The following is a 19,936-nucleotide window of genomic DNA, read 5'->3' on the forward strand; positions in this document are numbered from 1 at the left end:
ACTCCTCTACTCTTCTTCGTCTCCGGTAAAGTTAGCCTGTGGCAGACAGGTTCGCTCGCCCCAGTAGTAAATGCCCAGCGACATCAGCGCCACCACCACCGTATCCCACGGATGACCAATCACCCCTGTGCCGCCAAAACTGCCCAGCCACGAGAACAGCATAATCAGCGCGTAGAAAGCGATGAGCCACAGGGACGATTTCACCTGCTGTGCCAGACTCACAGTGTGGACAGGCACTTTTGCTTTGCACAGCACGTAGACCACGAACATCACAATCTGCAACCCCAGCAGCCATGACAGCGTCCCCCAGCCAGACCAGAAGACAATCAGGGCTGAAATCACAAACGACACCGGGCCGATAATCCCGAAGGCACGCACGCGGAACGGGCGCGGCAGATCGGGCGCATTACGGCGCAGCCCCGCCGCCGTGACCGGGGCAATGGCATAGCTCAACACCAGCGCCGCCGACACCACGCTAATCAACTGCTCCCAGGACGGGAACGGCAGCGTCCAGAAGATAGACATGGCGAAGGTCAGCCACAGCGCCGGGCGCGGAATGCCGGACTCTTTATCAATGTGGGTAAACGCCTTAAAGAACGTCCCCGCTTTCGCCCAGCCGTAAATCACGCGCGGCGTCGCGTTCATATAGATATTGCCGGTGCCGCTCGGGGAGACAATCGCATCGCACACCACCATAAATGCCAGCCAGCCCATACCGAGCGTAATGGCGATATCGCGATAAGGCAGCGAGAACTGTTTGCTGATCTCCGCCCAGCCGCTGCCGAGCATTTCGGTTGGAATACTGCCAAGAAACGCCAGTTGCAACAGCACGTAGATAATGGTCGACAGCACCACAGATAAAATCAGCGCAACCGGGATGGTCCGCTGCGGATTTTGTACTTCGCTCGCCACAGAGATAATCGGTGTCAGCCCCAGGTAGGCAAAAATAATCCCCCCGGCGCTGATCGCCGCCTCAACGCCTGACATACCAAACGGCGCAATCCCCTGAACGTGCAGGTTTTCAGGTTTGAAAAAGGTAAACAGGGTGACGACAACCGCCAGCGGCACCAGAAACTTCAGAATACTGATGATGTTGTTGGAGCGTGCGAACGTTTTTACGCTGTAGTAGTTCAGGCCAAAGAAGAAACAGAGCAGTAAAAACTGCACCACCCAGCCCAGCAGGGTCGGATCGCTTGAGCCTGGCTGCGTTAGCATCGGGAACCAGGCGGCCGCGTACTGGCGTGCAGCAACAATCTCAATGGAGATCAGGCTTGAAAACGCAATCAGCGTAATAAAGCCCAGCAGATACCCCATCAGCTCGCCGTGGGAAAACACCGGATAGCGGATGATCCCCCCGGCGCGCGGCAGCGCCGCCCCCAGTTCACAATAGACAATCCCCAGCAGCAGCACGGCAATCCCGCCGATAACCCACGAGGCAATGCCCGCAGGCCCGGCAATCGAGGCCACATGGCTTGCGGCAAACAGCCAGCCGGAGCCGAAGATAGCCCCAAGACCAATAAACGTCAGGTCGGTTAACGTGAGCTGCTTTTTAAATTTCCCTGACTCAACAACGCGGGACGATGTTTGATGCGTAGAGTGAATCGTCATGGTCATGCCCTTCAGTCAACAGAGGGGGAAATGGCTTCCCGGGTCCACTGCCCGTTAATCAGGCGCAGCAGGTTCAGAGGGTTAGCATCCTGGACAGCAGGCGGCAGCAGTGCAGCGGGCACATTCTGCAGGCACACCGGACGCATAAAACGTTCGATGGAGCGGGTTCCGACGGAGGTCCCGCGTGAATCGGTGGTGGCAGGCCACGGGCCGCCGTGCACCATCGCATCGCACACTTCCACGCCGGTCGGATATCCGTTAAACAGCACGCGCCCGGCCTTTTCGCTCAGGGCTGGCAGCAGGCGTTGTGCCAGCGGGCCGTCATCGGATTCGGCGTGCACCGTTGCCGTCAACTGCCCCTGGATGGCACGCAGAACAGCCTGCATTTCAGCCTCGTCAGCCACCTCAACCAGCACCGCCAGCGGGCCAAACACCTCATGCTGCAACAGAGGCTCCTGCGCCAGCAGCAGCGAAACCGGGGCCTGATACAGGCGAGCCTGCGCGCGTCCGCTAACAGAATCATCAGAGCCTGCCAGCCGCTGAATCGCGGGATGCGCCTCAAACGCACTGACGCCTTCTTCGTAGTGGGCAAGGGTCGGGGCATTGAGCATGGTCTGTGCCGGAGCCTGATCCACCGCCTCCTTCAGCGCCTGCGTGAAGCGGGTCATGCCTTCGCCACGCAAGGCCAGGATCAGCCCGGGCTTGGTACAAAACTGCCCGCTGCCGAGGGTAAAAGAGGCCACCAGTTCCTTCGCCAGCGCCTCTGCCCGGGTGGCTAACGCCTGCGGCAGGATAATCAGCGGGTTAATGGCTGACATCTCCGCAAAGACCGGGATCGGCTGCGGACGCTGCTGAGCAAGCTGCCAGAGCGCCTTACCGCCGCGTAAAGAACCGGTAAACCCGACCGCCTGGATCGCCGGGTGACGCACCAGCTCTGCGCCAATGTCGGTGCCGAAAATCATGTTAAAAACGCCCGCAGGAAGGGCGACTTTCTCCACCGCACGCACAATAGCCTGAGCGGTGAGTTCTGCCGTTGCCATATGCCCCGGATGAGCCTTCACCACCACCGGGCAGCCCGCCGCCAGCGCAGAGGCGGTATCGCCCCCTGCGGTGGAGAAAGCCAGCGGAAAATTGCTGGCACCGAATACTGCCACCGGGCCCAGCGCCGTCAGATACTGGCGCAGGTCCGGGCGCGGCAACGGCTGGCGCGCAGGGAGTGCGGTATCAATGCGCACGCCGAAGGCATCACCCCGACGCAGCACGCCAGCGAACATGCGCAGCTGATTGCTGGTCCGGGCCCGCTCTCCCTGCAGGCGTGGCAGCGGCAGCGCCGTCTCCTGATGCGCGATGGCAAAAAAGTCCTCGCCGAGTAAATCCAGCTCGTCGGCGAGGGTTTCGAGAAAGCGGGCGCGCGCCTCAGGCGAGGTCTGCGAATAAACAGGGAACGCCTGTTCAGCCGCCAGTGCCGCAGCGGCGGCCTCCTCGCGGGAGGCCGGGTAAAAACGGTATCCGGTGGGTTCACCGTCAGCGGCACGCAGGCCCGGCAGCGTTGCCTCACCGCTTGCCACGCGGCGTCCGGCGATAAACTGCTGGCCTGTTACAGAGAGAGATAAAGTCATCGTCACTCCTTTACTTACAGGCCGACGTCAGGCAGCTGTGGTCGGGTCGCCAGCGCCTTCTCGACAATCGCCACCACTTCCGCACGGGTTTCCCCTTCCAGCGCCAGGCGCGGCGGACGGGTAATGGCGCTACCGCGACCGAGAAGCTCTTCGCAAAGCTTGATGCACTGCACCAGATCCGGACGCGCATCCAGATGCAGCAGCGGCATGAACCAGCGGTAAAGCGCCATCGCTTCTTCATAGCGCTGCTGTTTTGCCAGGCGGAACAGCGTCTCCCCTTCACGTGGGAACGCGTTCGACATCCCCGAGATCCAGCCTTCCGCCCCCACGGCGATGCTCTCGACCACCACGTCATCCAGCCCGGCGAACAGCACAAAGCGGTCGCCAACGGAATTACGCAGGTCGATAAAGCGGCGGGTATCGCCGGAAGAGTCTTTAAAGCAGACGATGTTGTCGCAGTCGGCGAGCGTCGCCAGGATGTCCGGCGTCACATCGTTTTTGTAGATTGGCGGGTTGTTGTACACCATGATTGGCAGGTCAGTGGCGGTTGCCACGCTGCGGAAGTGGGCCGCTGTTTCATGCGGTTTTGAAGAGTACACCAGCGCAGGCATCACCATAATACCGTCAACGCCCACACGCTCGGCCTCTTTCGCCATCTTCTGCGCAAAGGCGGTGGTAAATTCTGCGACACCGGCGATAACCGGGATCTGGCCACCCGCCGCGTCTTTCGCCACTTCGATAATTTGCAGCTTTTCCTGCGTGGTCAGCGAGGTGTTCTCGCCCACGCTGCCGCACACTACCAGGCCGGAAACACCATCCTTGACCAGGTTTTTCATCACCGTATGGGTGGCATCCAGGTCGAGAGAGTAATCGCTGCGAAACTGGGTGCTGACTGCCGGGAATACACCGCTCCAGTGAATGGCTTTCTTGCTCATGTTCGGTTCCTTGTCGTCAATTTGTTAAGTCAAAGTGAATGAATGGTGAATATTCACTGACAGATTGACGTTTCAGGCGTCCGACGGCTTGGTGGTTTTCCTCCTCTTTGATGACGAAATTAGCACAGTGCGTTTGTCTTACCCGGCCAGCGTGACGCGAAAATCACGCGGCGTAGAGCCGGTCATGGCCTTGAACTGGCGGCTAAAGGCGCTGTGATCGGTATAGCCACATTGCAGGGCAATATCGGTAATCGGCGTATCGCCCGCCAGCAGCTCGGTCGCTTTTTCCAGACGGACTTTGTGGATCATCTGACGCGGGGTGAGGTGAAAAATGCGCTTACAGTAGCGTTCAATTTGCGCCACCGACATACCGCTCAGCGCGGTCAACTCCTCCATGGCGATCGGTCGGTGGTAATGCTTGCGGATATGATCGTCGACGATCGCCAGCCGCTGCCACGCCGGGTGTCGCGCCTGCGCTTCCTGTAGGTCATGCGAAATGCCCGCCATGCCGATCACCTGCCCCTGCGCATCCCGCAACGCCAGTTTCTGGGTCAGACACCAGCCGCGCTCACGGCCGTTATAGAGATGCATCTCCAGCTGATCGCGCAGCGTCACCCCTTCGCGCAGCACCCGCATATCCTGCTCGGTATAGCCCTGTCCCAGCGCGGAAGGGAAAACATCGGCAGAGGTTTTCCCCAGCAGCGAAGCCACCGTCTTAAACCCACAGCGACGCGCCAGGGTCATATTGACCATCAGATAGCGCGCCTGCACGTCTTTGACAAAAAACACCACATTAGGAATGGCATTGAGCAGCGGCGCAATCAACGCCATCGCATGAAGCAAGGTCTGGATATTGTCCGGACGCTGGCGCGCCAGCCCTTCACAAATCTGGCTCAGTTCAGTCACTTCCAGTGCTGGCGAGGGTGCCAGCGCATTATCAATCACACAGGACATAACGCTTCCTCCCGATCGGTGAGCTGGATCTTTATTAACTTTTCGTTAACTCATCAAGCGCCCTTACCGCGTTTTGCGATCCTGCCACAGGTTTATGATTTACCCCTTTTCATCCACTGGCGCAGTCACCTTTTTTGGTTTACCACACCACCAACAGAATGATTAATAAGAAATAAATATGAATTTTACTTAAGAGTGAAACCGGTCACTGTGCTGATTTCGTCATTTCTGGTGACGAAAGCGATCAAGCAGGAATCCCGGCCTTACGCCAGCATTTAGCAACAAGGTGTTAACTTTCCGGAGATCCCATGACAGCGCAGCACAGCGAACTGAGAGTAATTGACTCCCACACCGGTGGCGAACCGACCCGCCTGGTCATCGACGGTTTTCCGGATCTGGGCGCAGGAAACATGGCCGAGCGCCGGGACCGCTTCGCCCGCGACTATGACGACTGGCGCAAAGCCATCATTCTTGAGCCGCGCGGCAACGATGTCCTGGTCGGCGCTCTGCTGTGTGTGCCGGTATCGCCGAAGGCCACGGCGGGGGTCATCTTCTTCAACAACAGCGGTTTTCTGAACATGTGCGGTCACGGGACGATCGGGCTTGTCGCCTCGCTGGCCTGGCTTGGCCGCATTCAGCCCGGCAAACATCTGATTGAAACCCCGGTGGGTGATGTGACCGCCACGCTGCACGACGATGGCAGCGTTTCGGTAGAAAACGTCCCGGCGTATCGCTGGCGCAAACAGGTGCAGGTTGAAACCGCTCACGGTACGGTCACGGGCGATATCGCCTGGGGCGGAAACTGGTTCTTCCTCGTCAACGATCATCCTTTTGCAGTGACGCCGGACAAGATCCCCCAGTTAACGGAGTATGCCTGGGCGATCCGGGAAGGGTTAGAACGTGCCGGTATTCGCGGTGAACATGACGGTATCATCGACCATATTGAACTCTTCGCGGAGGATGACCGCGCGGACAGCCGCAGCTTTGTGCTCTGTCCGGGAAAAGCCTGGGATCGCTCACCCTGCGGCACCGGCACCAGCGCCAAGCTGGCCTGTCTGGCAGAAGACGGCAAACTCAGGCCGGGAGAAACCTGGCGGCAAGCGAGCATCATCGGCAGCGAATTTACCGCCCATTTCGTGCAGCATGGCAACAAGATCATCCCGACGATCCGTGGTGAGGCATGGGTCTGCGGCGATAACCGGTTGATCCTCAATCCTGACGATCCGTTCCGCTGGGGGATTACGTTGTGACCGACACCGACGTCATTGTCATTGGTGCCGGGATCGTCGGTGCCGCCTGTGCCTGGCAACTGGCAAAGCGCGGGCAGCGGGTCACGCTGATCGACGACGGTAACGCGGGCGCAACGGCGGCAGGGATGGGACATCTGGTGTGCATGGATGACGACCCCGCAGAGCTTACCCTTTCAGCCTGGTCTCTGGCACGCTGGCGGGAACTGACGCCCCGGATGCCGGAAAGCTGCGCCTGGCGCGGATGCGGCACGCTGTGGCTGGCGGAAACGCCGCAGGAGCTTGAACTGGCAGAAGAAAAGCAACGGCGGATGGCGCAACACCAGGTCGCCAGCGACATGCAGACCCGCGACCAGCTTGCCGCACGTGAACCCCTGCTCACCTCCCGGCTCAGCGGCGGGCTGTGGGTGCCCGGAGACGGGATTGTCTACGCGCCGAACGTCGCTCGCTGGTTAATTGATGATGCCGATGTCACGCATCTTCGTGACCGCGCCCTCGCAGTCGATGCCCCCAACGTCACCCTGCACAGCGGCAAACGCCTGCGCGCGCGCGCCATCGTCATCGCCTGCGGTCTGAGGGCCAACGCGCTGCTTGGCGAAAACTGGCTACGGGCGAAAAAAGGCCAACTGGCGATCACCGATCGCTACGCCCCGTTGCTCAGCCACCAGCTGGTAGAGCTGGGATACGGTGCCAGCGCTCATGCGGGTGGCACCTCGGTGGCGTTTAACGTCCAACCGCGTCCCACCGGGCAGCTGCTGATTGGCTCTTCCCGCCAGTTCGACAATACCGACCGCGAGCTGGATTTACCGCTTCTGGCGGCCATGCTGGCACGCGCGCGCCATTTTCTCCCCTCTCTGGATAACCTCAATATCATTCGCTGCTGGAGCGGCTTTCGCGCCGCGTCGGCAGACGGCAACCCACTCATCGGCCCGCATCCTGCGCGGCCGGGTATCTGGCTGGCACTGGGGCACGAAGGGCTGGGCGTCACCACCGCCCCCGCAACCGCCGAACTGCTCTGCGCGCAGATCCTCGGCGAACGCTCACCCGTTTCACCGGATGCCTGGCTCCCCGCGCGGCTGCAAATACAGGAGGCCATTGCATGACGACCCTGAACCTGATTATTGAAGGTAAACCCTGCGACGTTCCTGCTGGCATCAGCATCGCAGCGGCGCTGGCACTTACGGGTAGCGGCGTGACGCGAAGTTCGGTCAGCGGTGAGCTGCGCGCCCCCTTCTGCGGCATGGGCGTTTGCCAGGAGTGTCGCGTCACGGTGAATGGACGACGGGTGCTGGCCTGCCAGACGGAATGCCAGCCCGACATGGTGATTGAAAGGAGCCAACATGCGAACGTTTGAGTGCGAGATCCTTGTCCTCGGTGCCGGGCCAGCCGGGCTGTCGGCGGCACTGGCCGCTGCACGCTGTGGAAAGTCGGTGATGGTACTTGACGACAACCCGCGCCCTGGGGGGCAAATCTGGCGTGATGGTCCACAGGTTTCGCTGCCTCCGCGCGCCTTACCCCTGCGGCAGGCAGTGGCGGAACAGCCGGGCATTACGCTACTGAACGGCGCCCGGTTGATTGCCCGCCCTGAATCGCATTGCGTTGTTTTTGAAACCGCAGACAGTTGCGGCGAGATCCGCTGGCAGCGGTTAATTTTATGCTGCGGCGCACGGGAACTCTCCCTGCCGTTTCCTGGCTGGACGCTTCCCGGCGTAACGGGAGCCGGTGGGCTACAGGCACAGATTAAACATGGCCTGCCGCTCAACGGCGAGCGGGTCGTCATTGCCGGCAGCGGGCCACTGCTGCTGGCGGTCGCCGGTACGGTGAAACGCGCAGGCGGAAATATCGTCGCCATCATCGAACAGGCGCCGGTGAGCGCGCTGGCCCGTTTCGCGGCTGGGCTCTGGCGCTGGCCAGAAAAACTGCTCCAGCTCGGCGAGCTTTTTCCGGCCCACTATCACCCGGCAAGCCAGGTCATCCACGCCCGGGGGGAGAGACACCTTCAGTCTGTCACCGTGCGTCACGGGGGAAAAACCCGTGAGATAGCGTGCGACAGGCTGGCTATCGGCTATGGGCTGGTGCCCAATATTGAACCCGGTCTGCTCTTCGGCTGCACAACCGAAAATCAGGCTATCCGGGTCGATGCTTCTCAACGCACCAGCGTGCAGGATATCTATGCTGCGGGTGAGTGCACCGGTTTTGGCGGCAGCGAACTGGCGCAGGCAGAAGGGGAGATTGCGGGTTATAGCGCGGCGGATAACCCCGGGAAAGCAGAAAAGGCCATCGCAACCCGCGCACGCTGGCAGCGTTTTGCCCGGGCGCTTCATACCACCTTCACCTTACCGGAATCATTAAAAGACGTTATCACTGCCGACACCCTGCTCTGCCGCTGCGAAGATGTGCGCTGCGGCGATGTGCAACATGCCGAAAGCTGGCAGGCGGCGAAGCTCGCCTCGCGCTGCGGAATGGGCGCGTGTCAGGGGAAAACCTGCGCCACCAGCGCCCGCTGGCTGTACGGCTGGCCGCTGCCGCAACCGCGCGAGCCGCTTTCTCCCGCGCGTATCGACACGCTGATCCACCTGGCAAAACCGGAGGGCTGAGTTACTCCTCTTCCCCGCGTTCGGCAATATGGCGATTGCCGAGCGCGATGAACTCTTCCAGTAGCGCCGTTAGCTGTTTCATTTTTTCCGGCGTGTATTCCGCTTCAATCTGCTGATAGGCCTCTTCCACCTGCGCCTGGGCGTGCTCGTACAGCGCGTTACCCTCTTTAGTCAGCGACACGTACAGCTTGCGCTGGTCGTTCACCGGCTTTAAGCGCAGCACCAGCCCGTCGCGCTCCATGCGCGTCAGAATGCCCGTCAGGCTCGGGCGCAAAATGCAGGTCCGAAACGCGAGGTCGTGGAAATCCATCGACGGATGTTCAGCCAGCACGCGCACAATCCGCCACTGCTGTTCGGTCAGGTTATGCCGCTTCACAATCGGGCGGAAGTAAGACATCGCCGCTTCCCGCGCCTGCAACAGCGCGATGGTTAATGAATCATGCATAGCCTCTCCCCACCAGTCATTAACAAGTAAACAATTACACAAAAGATGTTTTTATAAACAACTCGTTTTACGTCAAAAAGTCTAACAGAAACAACACAATTTTATTAACTACATGATAAATAAATATTTAATTATCTATATGTAAATTTATTGTTATTCATATCACAAATTTTTCACTTCTGATTGCGAAACGAACAGCAAAAGCATAAAACCAGATCATTAATATATTAACGAAATCACAACCCGGACTTTCAGGGTGAGGAGTAGTCAATGAAAGGTACTGTTTTTGCCGTCGCATTGAACCATCAAAGCCAGCGTGATGCCTGGCGCGACGCGTTTGAAAAAGCCCCCTACACCACGCCGCCAAAAACGGCGGTGTGGTTTATCAAACCGCATAACACCGTGATCCGCGCAGGCGAGCCCATTCCGTTCCCACAAGGGGAAACCGTGTTAAGCGGTGCGACGGTGGCACTGGTCGTGGGCAAAACCGCCAGCAAGGTGCGCGTGGAAGACGCGGCGGCATACATCGCGGGATATGCGTTAGCCAATGAAGTGAGCCTGCCGGAAGAGAGTTTCTACCGCCCGGCGATTAAGGCCAAATGCCGTGACGGTTTTTGTCCGCTGGGTGAGCTTGTCGTCGTTGATAACGTCGATAACCTGACCATCATCACCGAGATCAACGGCCGCGAAGCTGACCACTGGAACACGGCCGATTTGCAGCGCAATGCCGCCGAACTGCTCAGCGCCCTGAGCGAATTCGCCACCCTCAATCCCGGTGATGCCATTCTGCTCGGTACTCCGCATTCCCGCGTCCCCCTGCAGCCCGGCGATCGCGTGCGCATTCTGGCGAAAGGTTTTCCCCCGCTGGAAAACCCGGTGGTGGATGAACGCGACGTAGCCATCGCACACGGCCCGCACCCGCATGCCACGCTGTTTGCCCTGGGGTTGAACTACGCCGACCACGCCAGCGAACTGGACTTCAAACCGCCCACCGAGCCGCTGGTGTTTATCAAAGCCCCGAACACTTTTAACGGTGATAACCAGACGTCGGTACGCCCGGACAACGTTGAGTACATGCACTACGAGGCGGAGCTGGTGGTGGTCATCGGCAAAACCGCGCACAAGGTGAGTGAAGCCGACGCGATGGACTACGTGGCGGGCTATACGGTGTGCAACGACTACGCCATCCGCGACTACCTCGAAAACTACTATCGCCCGAATCTGCGCGTCAAAAGCCGCGACGGGCTGACGCCGATTTCCCCCAACGTGGTGCCGAAAACGGCCATTCCCGACCCGCACAACCTGGCCCTGCGCACCTTCGTTAACGGCGAATTACGCCAGGAAGGCACCACGGCAGACCTGATCTTCAGCATCCCGTTCCTGATTGCATACCTGAGCGAATTTATGACCCTGCAACCGGGCGACATGATTGCCACCGGCACGCCGAAAGGGCTTTCCGACGTAGTGCCTGGCGACGAAGTGGTGGTGGAAGTAGAAGGCGTGGGCCGCCTGGTGAACCGAATTGTCAGTGAGGAGACGACAAAATGAAAAAGATAAACCATTGGATCAACGGTAAAAACGTGGCGGGAAGTGAGTACTTCCACACTACCAACCCGGCCTCTGGCGAGGTACTGGCAGAAGTCGCTTCCGGCGGCGAAGCCGAAGTGAATCAGGCCGTAGCGGCCGCCAAAGAGGCGTTCCCGAAATGGGCCAACCTGCCGATGAAAGAGCGCGCGCGCCTGATGCGTCGCCTGGGCGATCTGATCGACCAGAACGTACCTGAAATAGCCGCAATGGAAACCGCCGACACCGGCCTGCCTATCCATCAGACCAAAAACGTGCTGATCCCGCGCGCCTCGCACAACTTCGAGTTCTTCGCCGAGGTGTGCCAGCAGATGAACGGCAAAACCTACCCGGTCGATGACACGATGCTGAACTACACCCTGGTGCAGCCGGTGGGCGTGTGTGCGCTGGTGTCGCCGTGGAACGTGCCGTTTATGACCGCCACCTGGAAAGTGGCGCCGTGTCTGGCGCTGGGCAATACCGCGGTGCTGAAGATGTCTGAGCTTTCCCCGCTGACGGCCGACCGTCTGGGCGAGCTGGCGCTGGAAGCCGGCATTCCGGCGGGCGTGCTGAACGTGGTGCAGGGCTATGGCGCGACGGCAGGCGATGCGCTGGTGCGTCATCACGATGTGCGCGCCGTCTCCTTCACCGGCGGTACCGCCACCGGGCGCAACATCATGAAAAATGCCGGGCTGAAAAAGTACTCGATGGAGCTCGGCGGCAAATCACCGGTGCTGATTTTTGAAGATGCTGATATCGAACGCGCACTGGATGCCGCCCTGTTCACCATCTTCTCCATCAACGGCGAGCGCTGCACCGCCGGCTCGCGCATCTTCATTCAGCAGAGCATCTACCCGGAATTCGTCAAACGCTTCGCGGAACGCGCCAACCGCCTGCGCGTGGGCGACCCGACCGATCCGAACACGCAGGTCGGCGCGCTGATCAGCCAGCAGCACTGGGAGAAAGTCTCCGGCTACATCCGTCTCGGTATTGAAGAAGGCGCGGCCCTGCTGGCCGGCGGGCCGGATAAACCGACCGATCTGCCTGCGCACCTGAGAGGCGGCAACTTCCTGCGCCCAACCGTGCTCGCGGACGTCGATAACCGTATGCGCGTGGCACAGGAGGAGATCTTCGGGCCGGTGGCGTGCCTGCTGCCGTTTAAAGACGAAGCGGAAGGCCTGCGTCTGGCTAACGACGTGGAGTACGGTCTGGCGTCGTACATCTGGACCCAGGACGTCAGCAAAGTGCTGCGCCTGGCGCGTAATATCGAAGCGGGCATGGTGTTTGTGAACACTCAGAACGTGCGCGATCTGCGTCAGCCGTTTGGCGGCGTGAAGGCCTCCGGCACCGGCCGCGAGGGCGGCGAGTACAGCTTCGAAGTGTTTGCGGAGATGAAGAACGTCTGCATCTCTATGGGCGACCATCCGATTCCAAAATGGGGAGTCTGATATGGGCAAGTTAGCGTTAGCGGCAAAAATTACCCACGTTCCGTCGATGTACCTTTCTGAGCTGCCGGGGAAAAACCACGGCTGCCGTCAGTCGGCCATCGACGGACACAAAGAGATCAGCAAGCGCTGCCGCGAGCTGGGCGTCGATACCATTATTGTTTTCGACACCCACTGGCTGGTGAACAGCGCGTACCACATTAACTGTGCGGACCATTTTTCCGGCATCTACACCAGCAACGAGCTGCCGCACTTTATCCGCGACATGACCTACGACTACGACGGTAACCCGGCGCTCGGCCAGCTTATCGCCGACGAAGCGGTGAAGCTTGGCGTGCGCGCCAAAGCGCACAACATCCCGAGCCTGAAGCTGGAGTACGGCACGCTGGTGCCGATGCGCTACATGAACAGCGACAAGCACTTCAAAGTGATCTCCATTTCAGCGTTCTGCACCGTTCACGACTTCGCCGACAGCCGCAGGCTCGGCGAAGCCATCGTCAGCGCGATTGAGAAATACAACGGCACGGTCGCGGTACTGGCGAGCGGGTCGCTGTCGCACCGCTTTATTGACGACCAGCGCGCGGAAGAAGGGATGAACAGCTACACCCGCGAGTTCGACCGCCAGATGGACGAGCGCGTGGTGAAGCTGTGGCGCGAAGGCCAGTTCAAAGAGTTTTGCAGCATGCTGCCGGAGTACGCCGACTACTGCTATGGGGAAGGCAATATGCACGACACGGTGATGCTGCTGGGGATGCTCGGCTGGGACAATTACGACGGCAAGGTGGAGTTTCTCACCGAGCTGTTTGCCAGTTCCGGCACCGGCCAGGTCAACGCTGTTTTCCCACTGCCCGCTTAAGGAGCCACCATGCCGCATTTTATCGCTGAATGTACCGACAATATCCGCGAGCAGGCCGATCTGCCGGGACTGTTCGCCAAAGTGAACGAGGCACTGGCCGCCACGGGCATTTTCCCGCTCGGGGGCATCCGCAGCCGCGCGCACTGGCTGGATACCTGGCAGATGGCCGACGGCAAACATGATTACGCCTTTGTACACATGACCTTGAAAATCGGTGCCGGGCGAAGCCTGGAGAGCCGTGAGGCCGTGGGTGAGATGCTGTTTGAGCTTATCAAAACGCATTTCGCGGATCTGATGGCGGCTCGCTATCTGGCGCTGTCGTTTGAGCTCGACGAGCTTCACCCAACGCTCAATTACAAACAAAACAACGTGCACGCGTTGTTTAAGTAGACATCTTTTCGCCCGGTGGCGCTTCGCTTACCGGGCCTACAACGGCTCGAACGTAGGCCGGGTAAGCGAAGCGCCACCCGGCAACAGCCGCACAAAGGATACGCCATGCTCGATAAACACACCCATTCCCTGATCGCCCATCGTCTGCACCAGGCGGAGCAATCCCGCGAGCAGATCCGCCAGATCTCGCTGGACTACCCGACGATCACCATCGACGACGCCTACGCCGTGCAGCGCGAATGGGTCAGCCTGAAAATCGCCGAAGGCCGCGTACTGAAAGGCCACAAGATCGGCCTGACCTCCAAAGCGATGCAGGCCAGCTCGCAGATCAGCGAACCGGATTACGGCGCGCTGCTGGACGACATGTTCTTCCACGACGGCAGCGACATCCCTGTCGATCGCTTTATCGTGCCGCGCATCGAAGTGGAGCTGGCCTTCGTGCTGGCCAAACCGCTGCGCGGCCCGAACTGCACGATCTTCGACGTCTACAACGCTACGGATTACGTGATCCCGGCGCTGGAACTGATCGACGCCCGCTGCCACAACATCGATCCCGACACCCAACGCCCGCGCAAAGTGTTCGACACCATCTCCGACAACGCCGCCAACGCTGGGGTGATCCTCGGTGGGCGCCCGATTAAACCCGACGAGCTGGATCTGCGCTGGATCTCCGCCCTGCTCTATCGCAACGGCGTGATCGAAGAGACCGGCGTCGCAGCAGGCGTGCTGAACCATCCGGCGAACGGCGTGGCGTGGCTGGCGAACAAACTGGCACCGTACGACGTGCAGCTTGAACCGGGGCAAATCATCCTCGGCGGTTCGTTTACCCGCCCGGTGGCTGCCAGCAAGGGCGATACCTTCCATGTCGACTACGGCAACATGGGCTCCATCAGTTGCCGCTTCGTCTAGGAGACAACCATGCAAAACGCATTCAAAGCGGCGCTGAAATCCGGAACGCCGCAAATTGGGTTATGGCTGGGGCTGACCAGCAGCTACAGCGCCGAACTGCTGGCAGGCGCGGGCTTCGACTGGCTGCTGATCGACGGTGAACACGCGCCAAACAATGTGCAAACCGTCTTAACGCAGCTACAGGCAATTGCGCCTTACGCCAGCCAGCCGGTCGTGCGCCCGTCGTGGAACGATCCAGTGCAGATCAAACAGCTGCTCGACGTGGGCGCGCAAACCCTGCTGGTACCGATGGTGCAAAACGCCGATGAAGCCCGGCTGGCGGTAAGCGCTACCCGTTATCCCCCTGCGGGTATTCGCGGTGTGGGCAGTGCGCTGGCCCGTGCGTCGCGCTGGAACCGTATCCCGGATTACCTGCAACAGGCGAACGATGCCATGTGCGTACTGGTGCAAATCGAAACCCGCGAGGCGCTAAAAAATCTGCCGCAGATCCTGGACGTGGAAGGGGTCGACGGGGTGTTTATCGGCCCGGCGGATCTCAGCGCCGACATGGGTTTTGCGGGTAATCCGCAGCACCCAGACGTACAGGCCGCTATCGAACAGGCCATTGCCCAGATACGCGACGCAGGTAAAGCGCCCGGCATCCTGATGGCGAATGAAGCGCTGGCAAAACGCTATCTCGAACTCGGTGCATTGTTTGTCGCCGTCGGCGTTGATACCACCCTGCTCGCCCGCAGCGCCGAAGCCCTGGCTGCAAGATTTATCGAAAAACCGGTTACGTCAGTTAATAACAATAAATCCGTCTACTAAACGTAAGATCTGGAGCGCACCATGACGACCTCTACCCTGCAAAATAATAAAGCTGTTGAACATCGCGTCATTAACAAACTGTTCCGTCGCTTGATCGTGTTTCTCTTTATCCTGTTTGTCTTTTCGTTTCTCGACCGCATTAACATTGGCTTTGCCGGGCTGACGATGGGCAAAGATCTGGGCCTGACCTCCACCATGTTTGGCCTGGCGGCAACGCTGTTTTACGTCACTTACGTGCTGTGTGGGATCCCGAGCAACATCATGCTGGCAAAGATCGGCGCACGCCGCTGGATCGCCGGGATCATGGTGGTGTGGGGCATTGCCTCGACCTGCACCATGTTCGCCACCAGCCCGCAGACGCTCTACGTCCTGCGTATGCTGGTGGGTATTGCCGAAGCCGGTTTTCTGCCGGGGATCCTGGTGTATCTCACCTGGTGGTTCCCGGCGTATCACCGTGCCCGCGCCAACGCGCTGTTTATGATTGCCATGCCGGTGACCATGATGCTCGGCTCGATCCTCTCCGGGTACATTCTGGCGATGGACGGGCTATGGAACCTGAAAGGCTGGCAGTGGCTGTTCCTGCTGGAAGGCCTGCCGTCCGTGGTGCTTGGCGTGGTGACCTGGTTCTTCCTTAACGACACGCCGGATCAGGCCACCTGGCTTGATGATGACGAAAAGCAGGCGCTCAAAACCATGATCGCCCGCGAGCAGGAGCTTGCCGTTGCGCATTCCGCCACGCCGCGCTCGACGCTACGTGAAGTATTGACCCCTGCGGTGCTGCTCTACACCCTGGCCTACTTCTGTCTGACCAACACGCTGAGTGCAATCAACATCTGGACGCCGCAGATCCTGCAAAGCTTTAACAGCCACAGCAGCAATATCGTGATCGGCCTGCTGGCGGCGATCCCGCAGTTTTGTACCATCCTCGGGATGATCTGGTGGAGCCGCCGCTCCGACAGGCTGAAAGAGCGAAAAAAGCACACCATCCTGCCGTATCTGTTCGCGGCGGCGGGATGGATGCTGGCCTCGGCGACGGATCACAGTCTGATCCAACTACTTGGCATCATCATGGCCTCAACCGGATCGTTTACCGCCATGGCGATATTCTGGACCACGCCGGATCAGGTTATTAGCCTGCAATCCCGCGCGGTGGCACTGGCGGTGATCAATGCCATCGGCAACGTGGGATCTGCCGTCAGCCCGCTGCTGATCGGCATTCTGCGTGATGCGACAGGAAGCTTCAGTTCAGGACTGTGGTTTGTCGCCGGTCTGCTGGTGGTCGGAGCGCTGGTATTAACACGCATCCCGATGACGCACCGGGATCAGCAGAGGAGCGGCCATGTGCCAGAGCCCCATCGCCAACATTGATATCAGCAAGGAGTACGACGAAAGTCTGGGCACCGACGATGTGCACTACCAGTCGTTCGCGCGCATGGCGGCCTTTTTTGGCCGCGATATGCAGGCCCATCGCCACGACCAGTTCTTTCAGATGCACTTTCTTGATACCGGGCAAATTGAGCTTCAGCTCGACGATCATCGCTATTCGGTGCAGGCACCGCTGTTTGTGCTCACGCCGCCGTCGGTGCCGCACGCCTTTATCACCGAATCCGACAGCGACGGGCATGTCCTGACGGTACGCGAAGATCTGATCTGGCCGCTGCTGGAGGTGCTCTATCCCGGCACGCGTGAAACCTTCGGCCTGCCGGGGATCTGCCTGTCCCTCGCCGACAAGCCGGACGAGCTGGCAGCGCTGAAACACTACTGGCGGCTGATCGAACGCGAATCCACGGAACAGCTGCCCGGACGCGAACATACGCTGGTACTTTTGGCCCAGGCGGTGTTCACCTTGCTGCTGCGCAACGCAAAGCTCGACGACCACGCCGCCAGCGGGATCCGCGGCGAGCTGAAGCTGTTCCAGCGTTTTAACCAGATGATCGACACCCACTACCACCAGCACTGGACGGTGCCGGACTACGCCTGCGAACTGCATCTCACCGAATCGCGCCTGACTGATATCTGCCGCCGCTTCGCCAACCGCCCACCGAAACGGCTGATCTTCGACCGGCAACTGCGCGAGGCCAAACGGCTGCTGCTTTTTTCCGACAGCGCGGTGAACGAGATTGCCTGGCAGCTGGGGTTTAAAGATCCGGCCTATTTCGCCCGATTTTTTAATCGCTTAGTGGGATGCTCACCCAGCAGCTATCGGGCACAGAAAGTACCGGTGTCGTAATGGGGCAACGCTCCGTAGGGCGGGTAAGCGCAGCGCCACCCGCCGAAAAGCAGCACAGATCACAAAACCCACACCCACCCGAAAAGTACCTGTTGTTGTCCCAATCGTCCCTTCACGCCGCCCCTCTATCACGCTTCAATTAAACAACAAAAACAAAACATAAATTTAACAACTCTATTCCGATACGAGGTCCCTATGAAGCCAGAAGATTTCCGCGCTGATACCAAACGTCCCTTAACCGGCGAAGAGTATTTAAAAAGCCTGCAGGACGGTCGTGAGATTTATATCTACGGCGAGCGCGTCAAAGACGTCACCACCCACCCGGCATTTCGTAATGCGGCAGCCTCCATCGCGCAGATGTACGATGCCCTGCACAAGCCGGACATGCAGGACACGCTGTGCTGGGGTACCGATACGGGCAGTGGCGGCTATACCCATAAGTTCTTCCGCGTGGCGAAAAGTGCCGACGACCTGCGCCAGCAGCGTGATGCCATCGCCGAGTGGTCGCGCCTGAGCTACGGCTGGATGGGTCGCACGCCGGATTACAAAGCGGCATTTGGTTGCGCGCTCGGCGCTAACCCGGCCTTCTACGGTCAGTTCGAACAGAACGCTCGCAACTGGTACACCCGCATTCAGGAAACCGGCCTGTACTTCAACCACGCGATCGTTAACCCCCCGATCGATCGCCATAAACCCGCCGATGAAGTGAAAGATGTCTACATCAAGCTGGAGAAAGAGACCGACGCGGGAATTATCGTCAGCGGTGCGAAAGTGGTGGCCACCAACTCGGCGCTGACTCACTACAACATGATTGGCTTCGGCTCCGCGCAGGTGATGGGCGAAAACCCGGATTTCGCGCTGATGTTCGTCGCCCCGATGGATGCCGAAGGCGTGAAGCTGATCTCCCGCGCCTCTTACGAGATGGTGGCAGGCGCAACAGGCTCCCCGTACGACTACCCGCTCTCCAGCCGCTTCGACGAGAACGACGCGATCCTGGTGATGGACAATGTGCTGATCCCGTGGGAAAACGTGCTGATCTACCGCGATTTCGACCGTTGCCGTCGCTGGACAATGGAAGGTGGCTTTGCCCGTATGTACCCTCTGCAGGCCTGCGTACGTCTGGCGGTGAAGCTCGACTTCATCACTGCCCTGCTGAAGAAATCCCTGGAGTGTACCGGTACCCTGGAGTTCCGCGGCGTGCAGGCAGATCTCGGCGAAGTGGTGGCCTGGCGCAACATGTTCTGGGCGCTGAGCGACTCCATGTGCTCTGAAGCCACGCCGTGGGTCAACGGTGCGTATCTGCCGGATCACGCCGCGCTGCAAACCTACCGCGTAATGGCACCGATGGCCTACGCGAAGATCAAGAACATCATCGAACGTAACGTGACGTCCGGTCTGATCTACCTGCCGTCCAGTGCCCGGGATCTGAACAACCCGCAGATCGACCAGTATCTGGCGAAATACGTGCGCGGCTCCAACGGTATGGATCACGTCGAACGCATCAAGATTTTAAAACTGATGTGGGACGCCATCGGCAGCGAATTTGGCGGCCGTCACGAGCTGTACGAAATCAACTACTCCGGTAGCCAGGATGAGATCCGCCTGCAGTGTCTGCGTCAGGCGCAGAGCTCCGGCAACATGGACAAGATGATGGCAATGGTCGACCGCTGCATGTCCGAGTACGACCAACACGGCTGGACGGTGCCGCACCTGCACAACAACAGCGATATCAACATGCTGGATAAGCTGCTGAAATAACGCAGCGGGAGATGACAATGCAATCAGAACAACGTCTGCGTTTTCGCGATGCGATGGCCAGTCTGTCGGCCGCAGTGAATGTTATCACCACCGAGGGTGAAACTGGTCGCTGCGGGATCACCGCCACCGCCGTCTGCTCGGTAACGGACACACCACCATCGCTGATGGTATGCATCAACGCCAATAGCGCCATGAACCCGGTATTTCAGGGCAACGGCAGGCTGTGCGTTAACGTGCTGAACCACGAGCAGGAGATCATGGCTCGCCACTTCGCCGGAATGACCGGTATGGCCATGGAGGAGCGCTTTGCGCTCTCCTGCTGGCAGAACGGCGCGCTGGCACAGCCGGTGCTGAAAGGCGCGCTGGCCAGCCTTGAGGGCGAGATAAGCCAGGTGCAAACCATCGGTACGCATCTTGTCTATCTCGTTGAAATTAAAAATATCATTCTGAGTGACGCGGAACATGGCCTGATCTACTTCAAACGCCGTTTTCACCCGGTCATGATGGAGACGGAAGCCGCAGTATAACCCCTATCGCGCTGGTCTTTTTTTCCGGCCAGCGCCGCTTTCCACA

Annotated in this window: 19 protein-coding genes; 14 read left to right on the forward strand and 5 right to left on the reverse strand. The window is 59.5% G+C overall.

What is annotated here, in order from left to right:
- Window positions 1–6: 6 nt before the first annotated feature.
- From AC0XWG_RS04110 to AC0XWG_RS04125, 4 genes are all read right to left on the reverse strand, one after another.
- The gene (locus tag AC0XWG_RS04110) at window positions 7–1,608 is read right to left on the reverse strand and encodes an APC family permease (RefSeq protein WP_108089524.1); all 1,602 of its coding nucleotides are present in this window, start codon (window positions 1,606–1,608) and stop codon (window positions 7–9) included.
- Window positions 1,609–1,619: 11 nt separating this feature from the next.
- The gene (locus tag AC0XWG_RS04115; protein WP_128348647.1) at window positions 1,620–3,227 is read right to left on the reverse strand and encodes an aldehyde dehydrogenase (NADP(+)); all 1,608 of its coding nucleotides are present in this window, start codon (window positions 3,225–3,227) and stop codon (window positions 1,620–1,622) included.
- Between the two features lie 14 nt (window positions 3,228–3,241).
- The gene (locus AC0XWG_RS04120; RefSeq protein ID WP_128348646.1) at window positions 3,242–4,162 is read right to left on the reverse strand and encodes a dihydrodipicolinate synthase family protein; all 921 of its coding nucleotides are present in this window, start codon (window positions 4,160–4,162) and stop codon (window positions 3,242–3,244) included.
- Window positions 4,163–4,300: 138 nt separating this feature from the next.
- Entirely contained in the window at window positions 4,301–5,116 is an 816-nt protein-coding gene (locus AC0XWG_RS04125; protein ID WP_128348645.1) for an AraC family transcriptional regulator, read from the reverse strand.
- Window positions 5,117–5,424: 308 nt separating this feature from the next.
- Here AC0XWG_RS04125 and AC0XWG_RS04130 point away from each other — a divergent pair, with 308 nt between their 5' ends.
- Genes AC0XWG_RS04130 through AC0XWG_RS04145 form a run of 4 tightly spaced genes read left to right on the forward strand, consistent with a single transcriptional unit; the run spans window position 5,425 to window position 8,960 of the window.
- Complete coding sequence (locus tag AC0XWG_RS04130; protein WP_128348644.1) at window positions 5,425–6,366, forward strand: 4-hydroxyproline epimerase; 942 nt, start codon at window positions 5,425–5,427, stop codon at window positions 6,364–6,366.
- The gene (locus AC0XWG_RS04135) at window positions 6,363–7,466 is read left to right on the forward strand and encodes an NAD(P)/FAD-dependent oxidoreductase (RefSeq protein WP_128348643.1); all 1,104 of its coding nucleotides are present in this window, start codon (window positions 6,363–6,365) and stop codon (window positions 7,464–7,466) included. The genes AC0XWG_RS04130 and AC0XWG_RS04135 overlap by 4 nt, the downstream gene beginning before the upstream one ends.
- Entirely contained in the window at window positions 7,463–7,717 is a 255-nt protein-coding gene (locus AC0XWG_RS04140) for a (2Fe-2S)-binding protein (protein WP_028016564.1), read from the forward strand. The genes AC0XWG_RS04135 and AC0XWG_RS04140 overlap by 4 nt, the downstream gene beginning before the upstream one ends.
- Complete coding sequence (locus tag AC0XWG_RS04145; RefSeq protein WP_475680397.1) at window positions 7,704–8,960, forward strand: FAD-dependent oxidoreductase; 1,257 nt, start codon at window positions 7,704–7,706, stop codon at window positions 8,958–8,960. The genes AC0XWG_RS04140 and AC0XWG_RS04145 overlap by 14 nt, the downstream gene beginning before the upstream one ends.
- Before the next feature lies 1 nt (window position 8,961).
- Here the strand turns inward: AC0XWG_RS04145 and hpaR are convergent, their stop codons facing one another.
- Window positions 8,962–9,405, reverse strand: coding sequence for a homoprotocatechuate degradation operon regulator HpaR (gene hpaR, locus AC0XWG_RS04150; RefSeq protein ID WP_028016562.1), 444 nt, complete (start codon window positions 9,403–9,405; stop codon window positions 8,962–8,964).
- Window positions 9,406–9,675: 270 nt separating this feature from the next.
- Between hpaR and hpaG the strand changes: the two genes are divergently transcribed.
- The 10 genes from hpaG (at window position 9,676) to AC0XWG_RS04200 (ending at window position 19,890) form a co-directional block, all read left to right on the forward strand.
- Window positions 9,676–10,953 (forward strand): 4-hydroxyphenylacetate degradation bifunctional isomerase/decarboxylase, encoded by a 1,278-nt coding sequence (gene hpaG, locus AC0XWG_RS04155; protein ID WP_475680398.1) that lies wholly within the window; start codon window positions 9,676–9,678, stop codon window positions 10,951–10,953.
- Window positions 10,950–12,416, forward strand: coding sequence for a 5-carboxymethyl-2-hydroxymuconate semialdehyde dehydrogenase (hpaE, locus tag AC0XWG_RS04160; RefSeq protein WP_475680399.1), 1,467 nt, complete (start codon window positions 10,950–10,952; stop codon window positions 12,414–12,416). Before hpaG ends, hpaE begins: the two co-directional genes overlap by 4 nt.
- Before the next feature lies 1 nt (window position 12,417).
- On the forward strand, window positions 12,418–13,269 hold the full coding sequence (gene hpaD / locus AC0XWG_RS04165) for a 3,4-dihydroxyphenylacetate 2,3-dioxygenase (protein WP_108089515.1): 852 nt from the start codon (window positions 12,418–12,420) through the stop codon (window positions 13,267–13,269).
- A gap of 9 nt (window positions 13,270–13,278) precedes the next feature.
- On the forward strand, window positions 13,279–13,659 hold the full coding sequence (locus AC0XWG_RS04170) for a 5-carboxymethyl-2-hydroxymuconate Delta-isomerase (RefSeq protein WP_049007411.1): 381 nt from the start codon (window positions 13,279–13,281) through the stop codon (window positions 13,657–13,659).
- 105 nt (window positions 13,660–13,764) lie between these two features.
- A complete protein-coding gene (gene hpaH, locus AC0XWG_RS04175; protein WP_128348639.1) occupies window positions 13,765–14,568 on the forward strand; it encodes a 2-oxo-hept-4-ene-1,7-dioate hydratase in 804 nt (267 codons plus the stop codon).
- A 9-nt stretch (window positions 14,569–14,577) separates the two neighbouring features.
- Complete coding sequence (hpaI, locus tag AC0XWG_RS04180) at window positions 14,578–15,375, forward strand: 4-hydroxy-2-oxoheptanedioate aldolase (RefSeq protein ID WP_128348638.1); 798 nt, start codon at window positions 14,578–14,580, stop codon at window positions 15,373–15,375.
- Between the two features lie 21 nt (window positions 15,376–15,396).
- Window positions 15,397–16,743, forward strand: coding sequence for a 4-hydroxyphenylacetate permease (hpaX, locus tag AC0XWG_RS04185; protein ID WP_108089512.1), 1,347 nt, complete (start codon window positions 15,397–15,399; stop codon window positions 16,741–16,743).
- On the forward strand, window positions 16,715–17,605 hold the full coding sequence (hpaA, locus tag AC0XWG_RS04190; protein WP_014068745.1) for a 4-hydroxyphenylacetate catabolism regulatory protein HpaA: 891 nt from the start codon (window positions 16,715–16,717) through the stop codon (window positions 17,603–17,605). The genes hpaX and hpaA overlap by 29 nt, the downstream gene beginning before the upstream one ends.
- 195 nt (window positions 17,606–17,800) lie before the next feature.
- Entirely contained in the window at window positions 17,801–19,363 is a 1,563-nt protein-coding gene (gene hpaB / locus AC0XWG_RS04195; protein WP_128348637.1) for a 4-hydroxyphenylacetate 3-monooxygenase, oxygenase component, read from the forward strand.
- 17 nt (window positions 19,364–19,380) lie between these two features.
- Window positions 19,381–19,890: a 4-hydroxyphenylacetate 3-monooxygenase reductase subunit gene (locus tag AC0XWG_RS04200; RefSeq protein ID WP_134708246.1), complete on the forward strand. Its 510-nt coding sequence runs from the start codon at window positions 19,381–19,383 to the stop codon at window positions 19,888–19,890.
- Window positions 19,891–19,936 lie beyond the last annotated feature (46 nt).

The organism is Enterobacter sp. DVT3837, assembly GCF_056238685.1.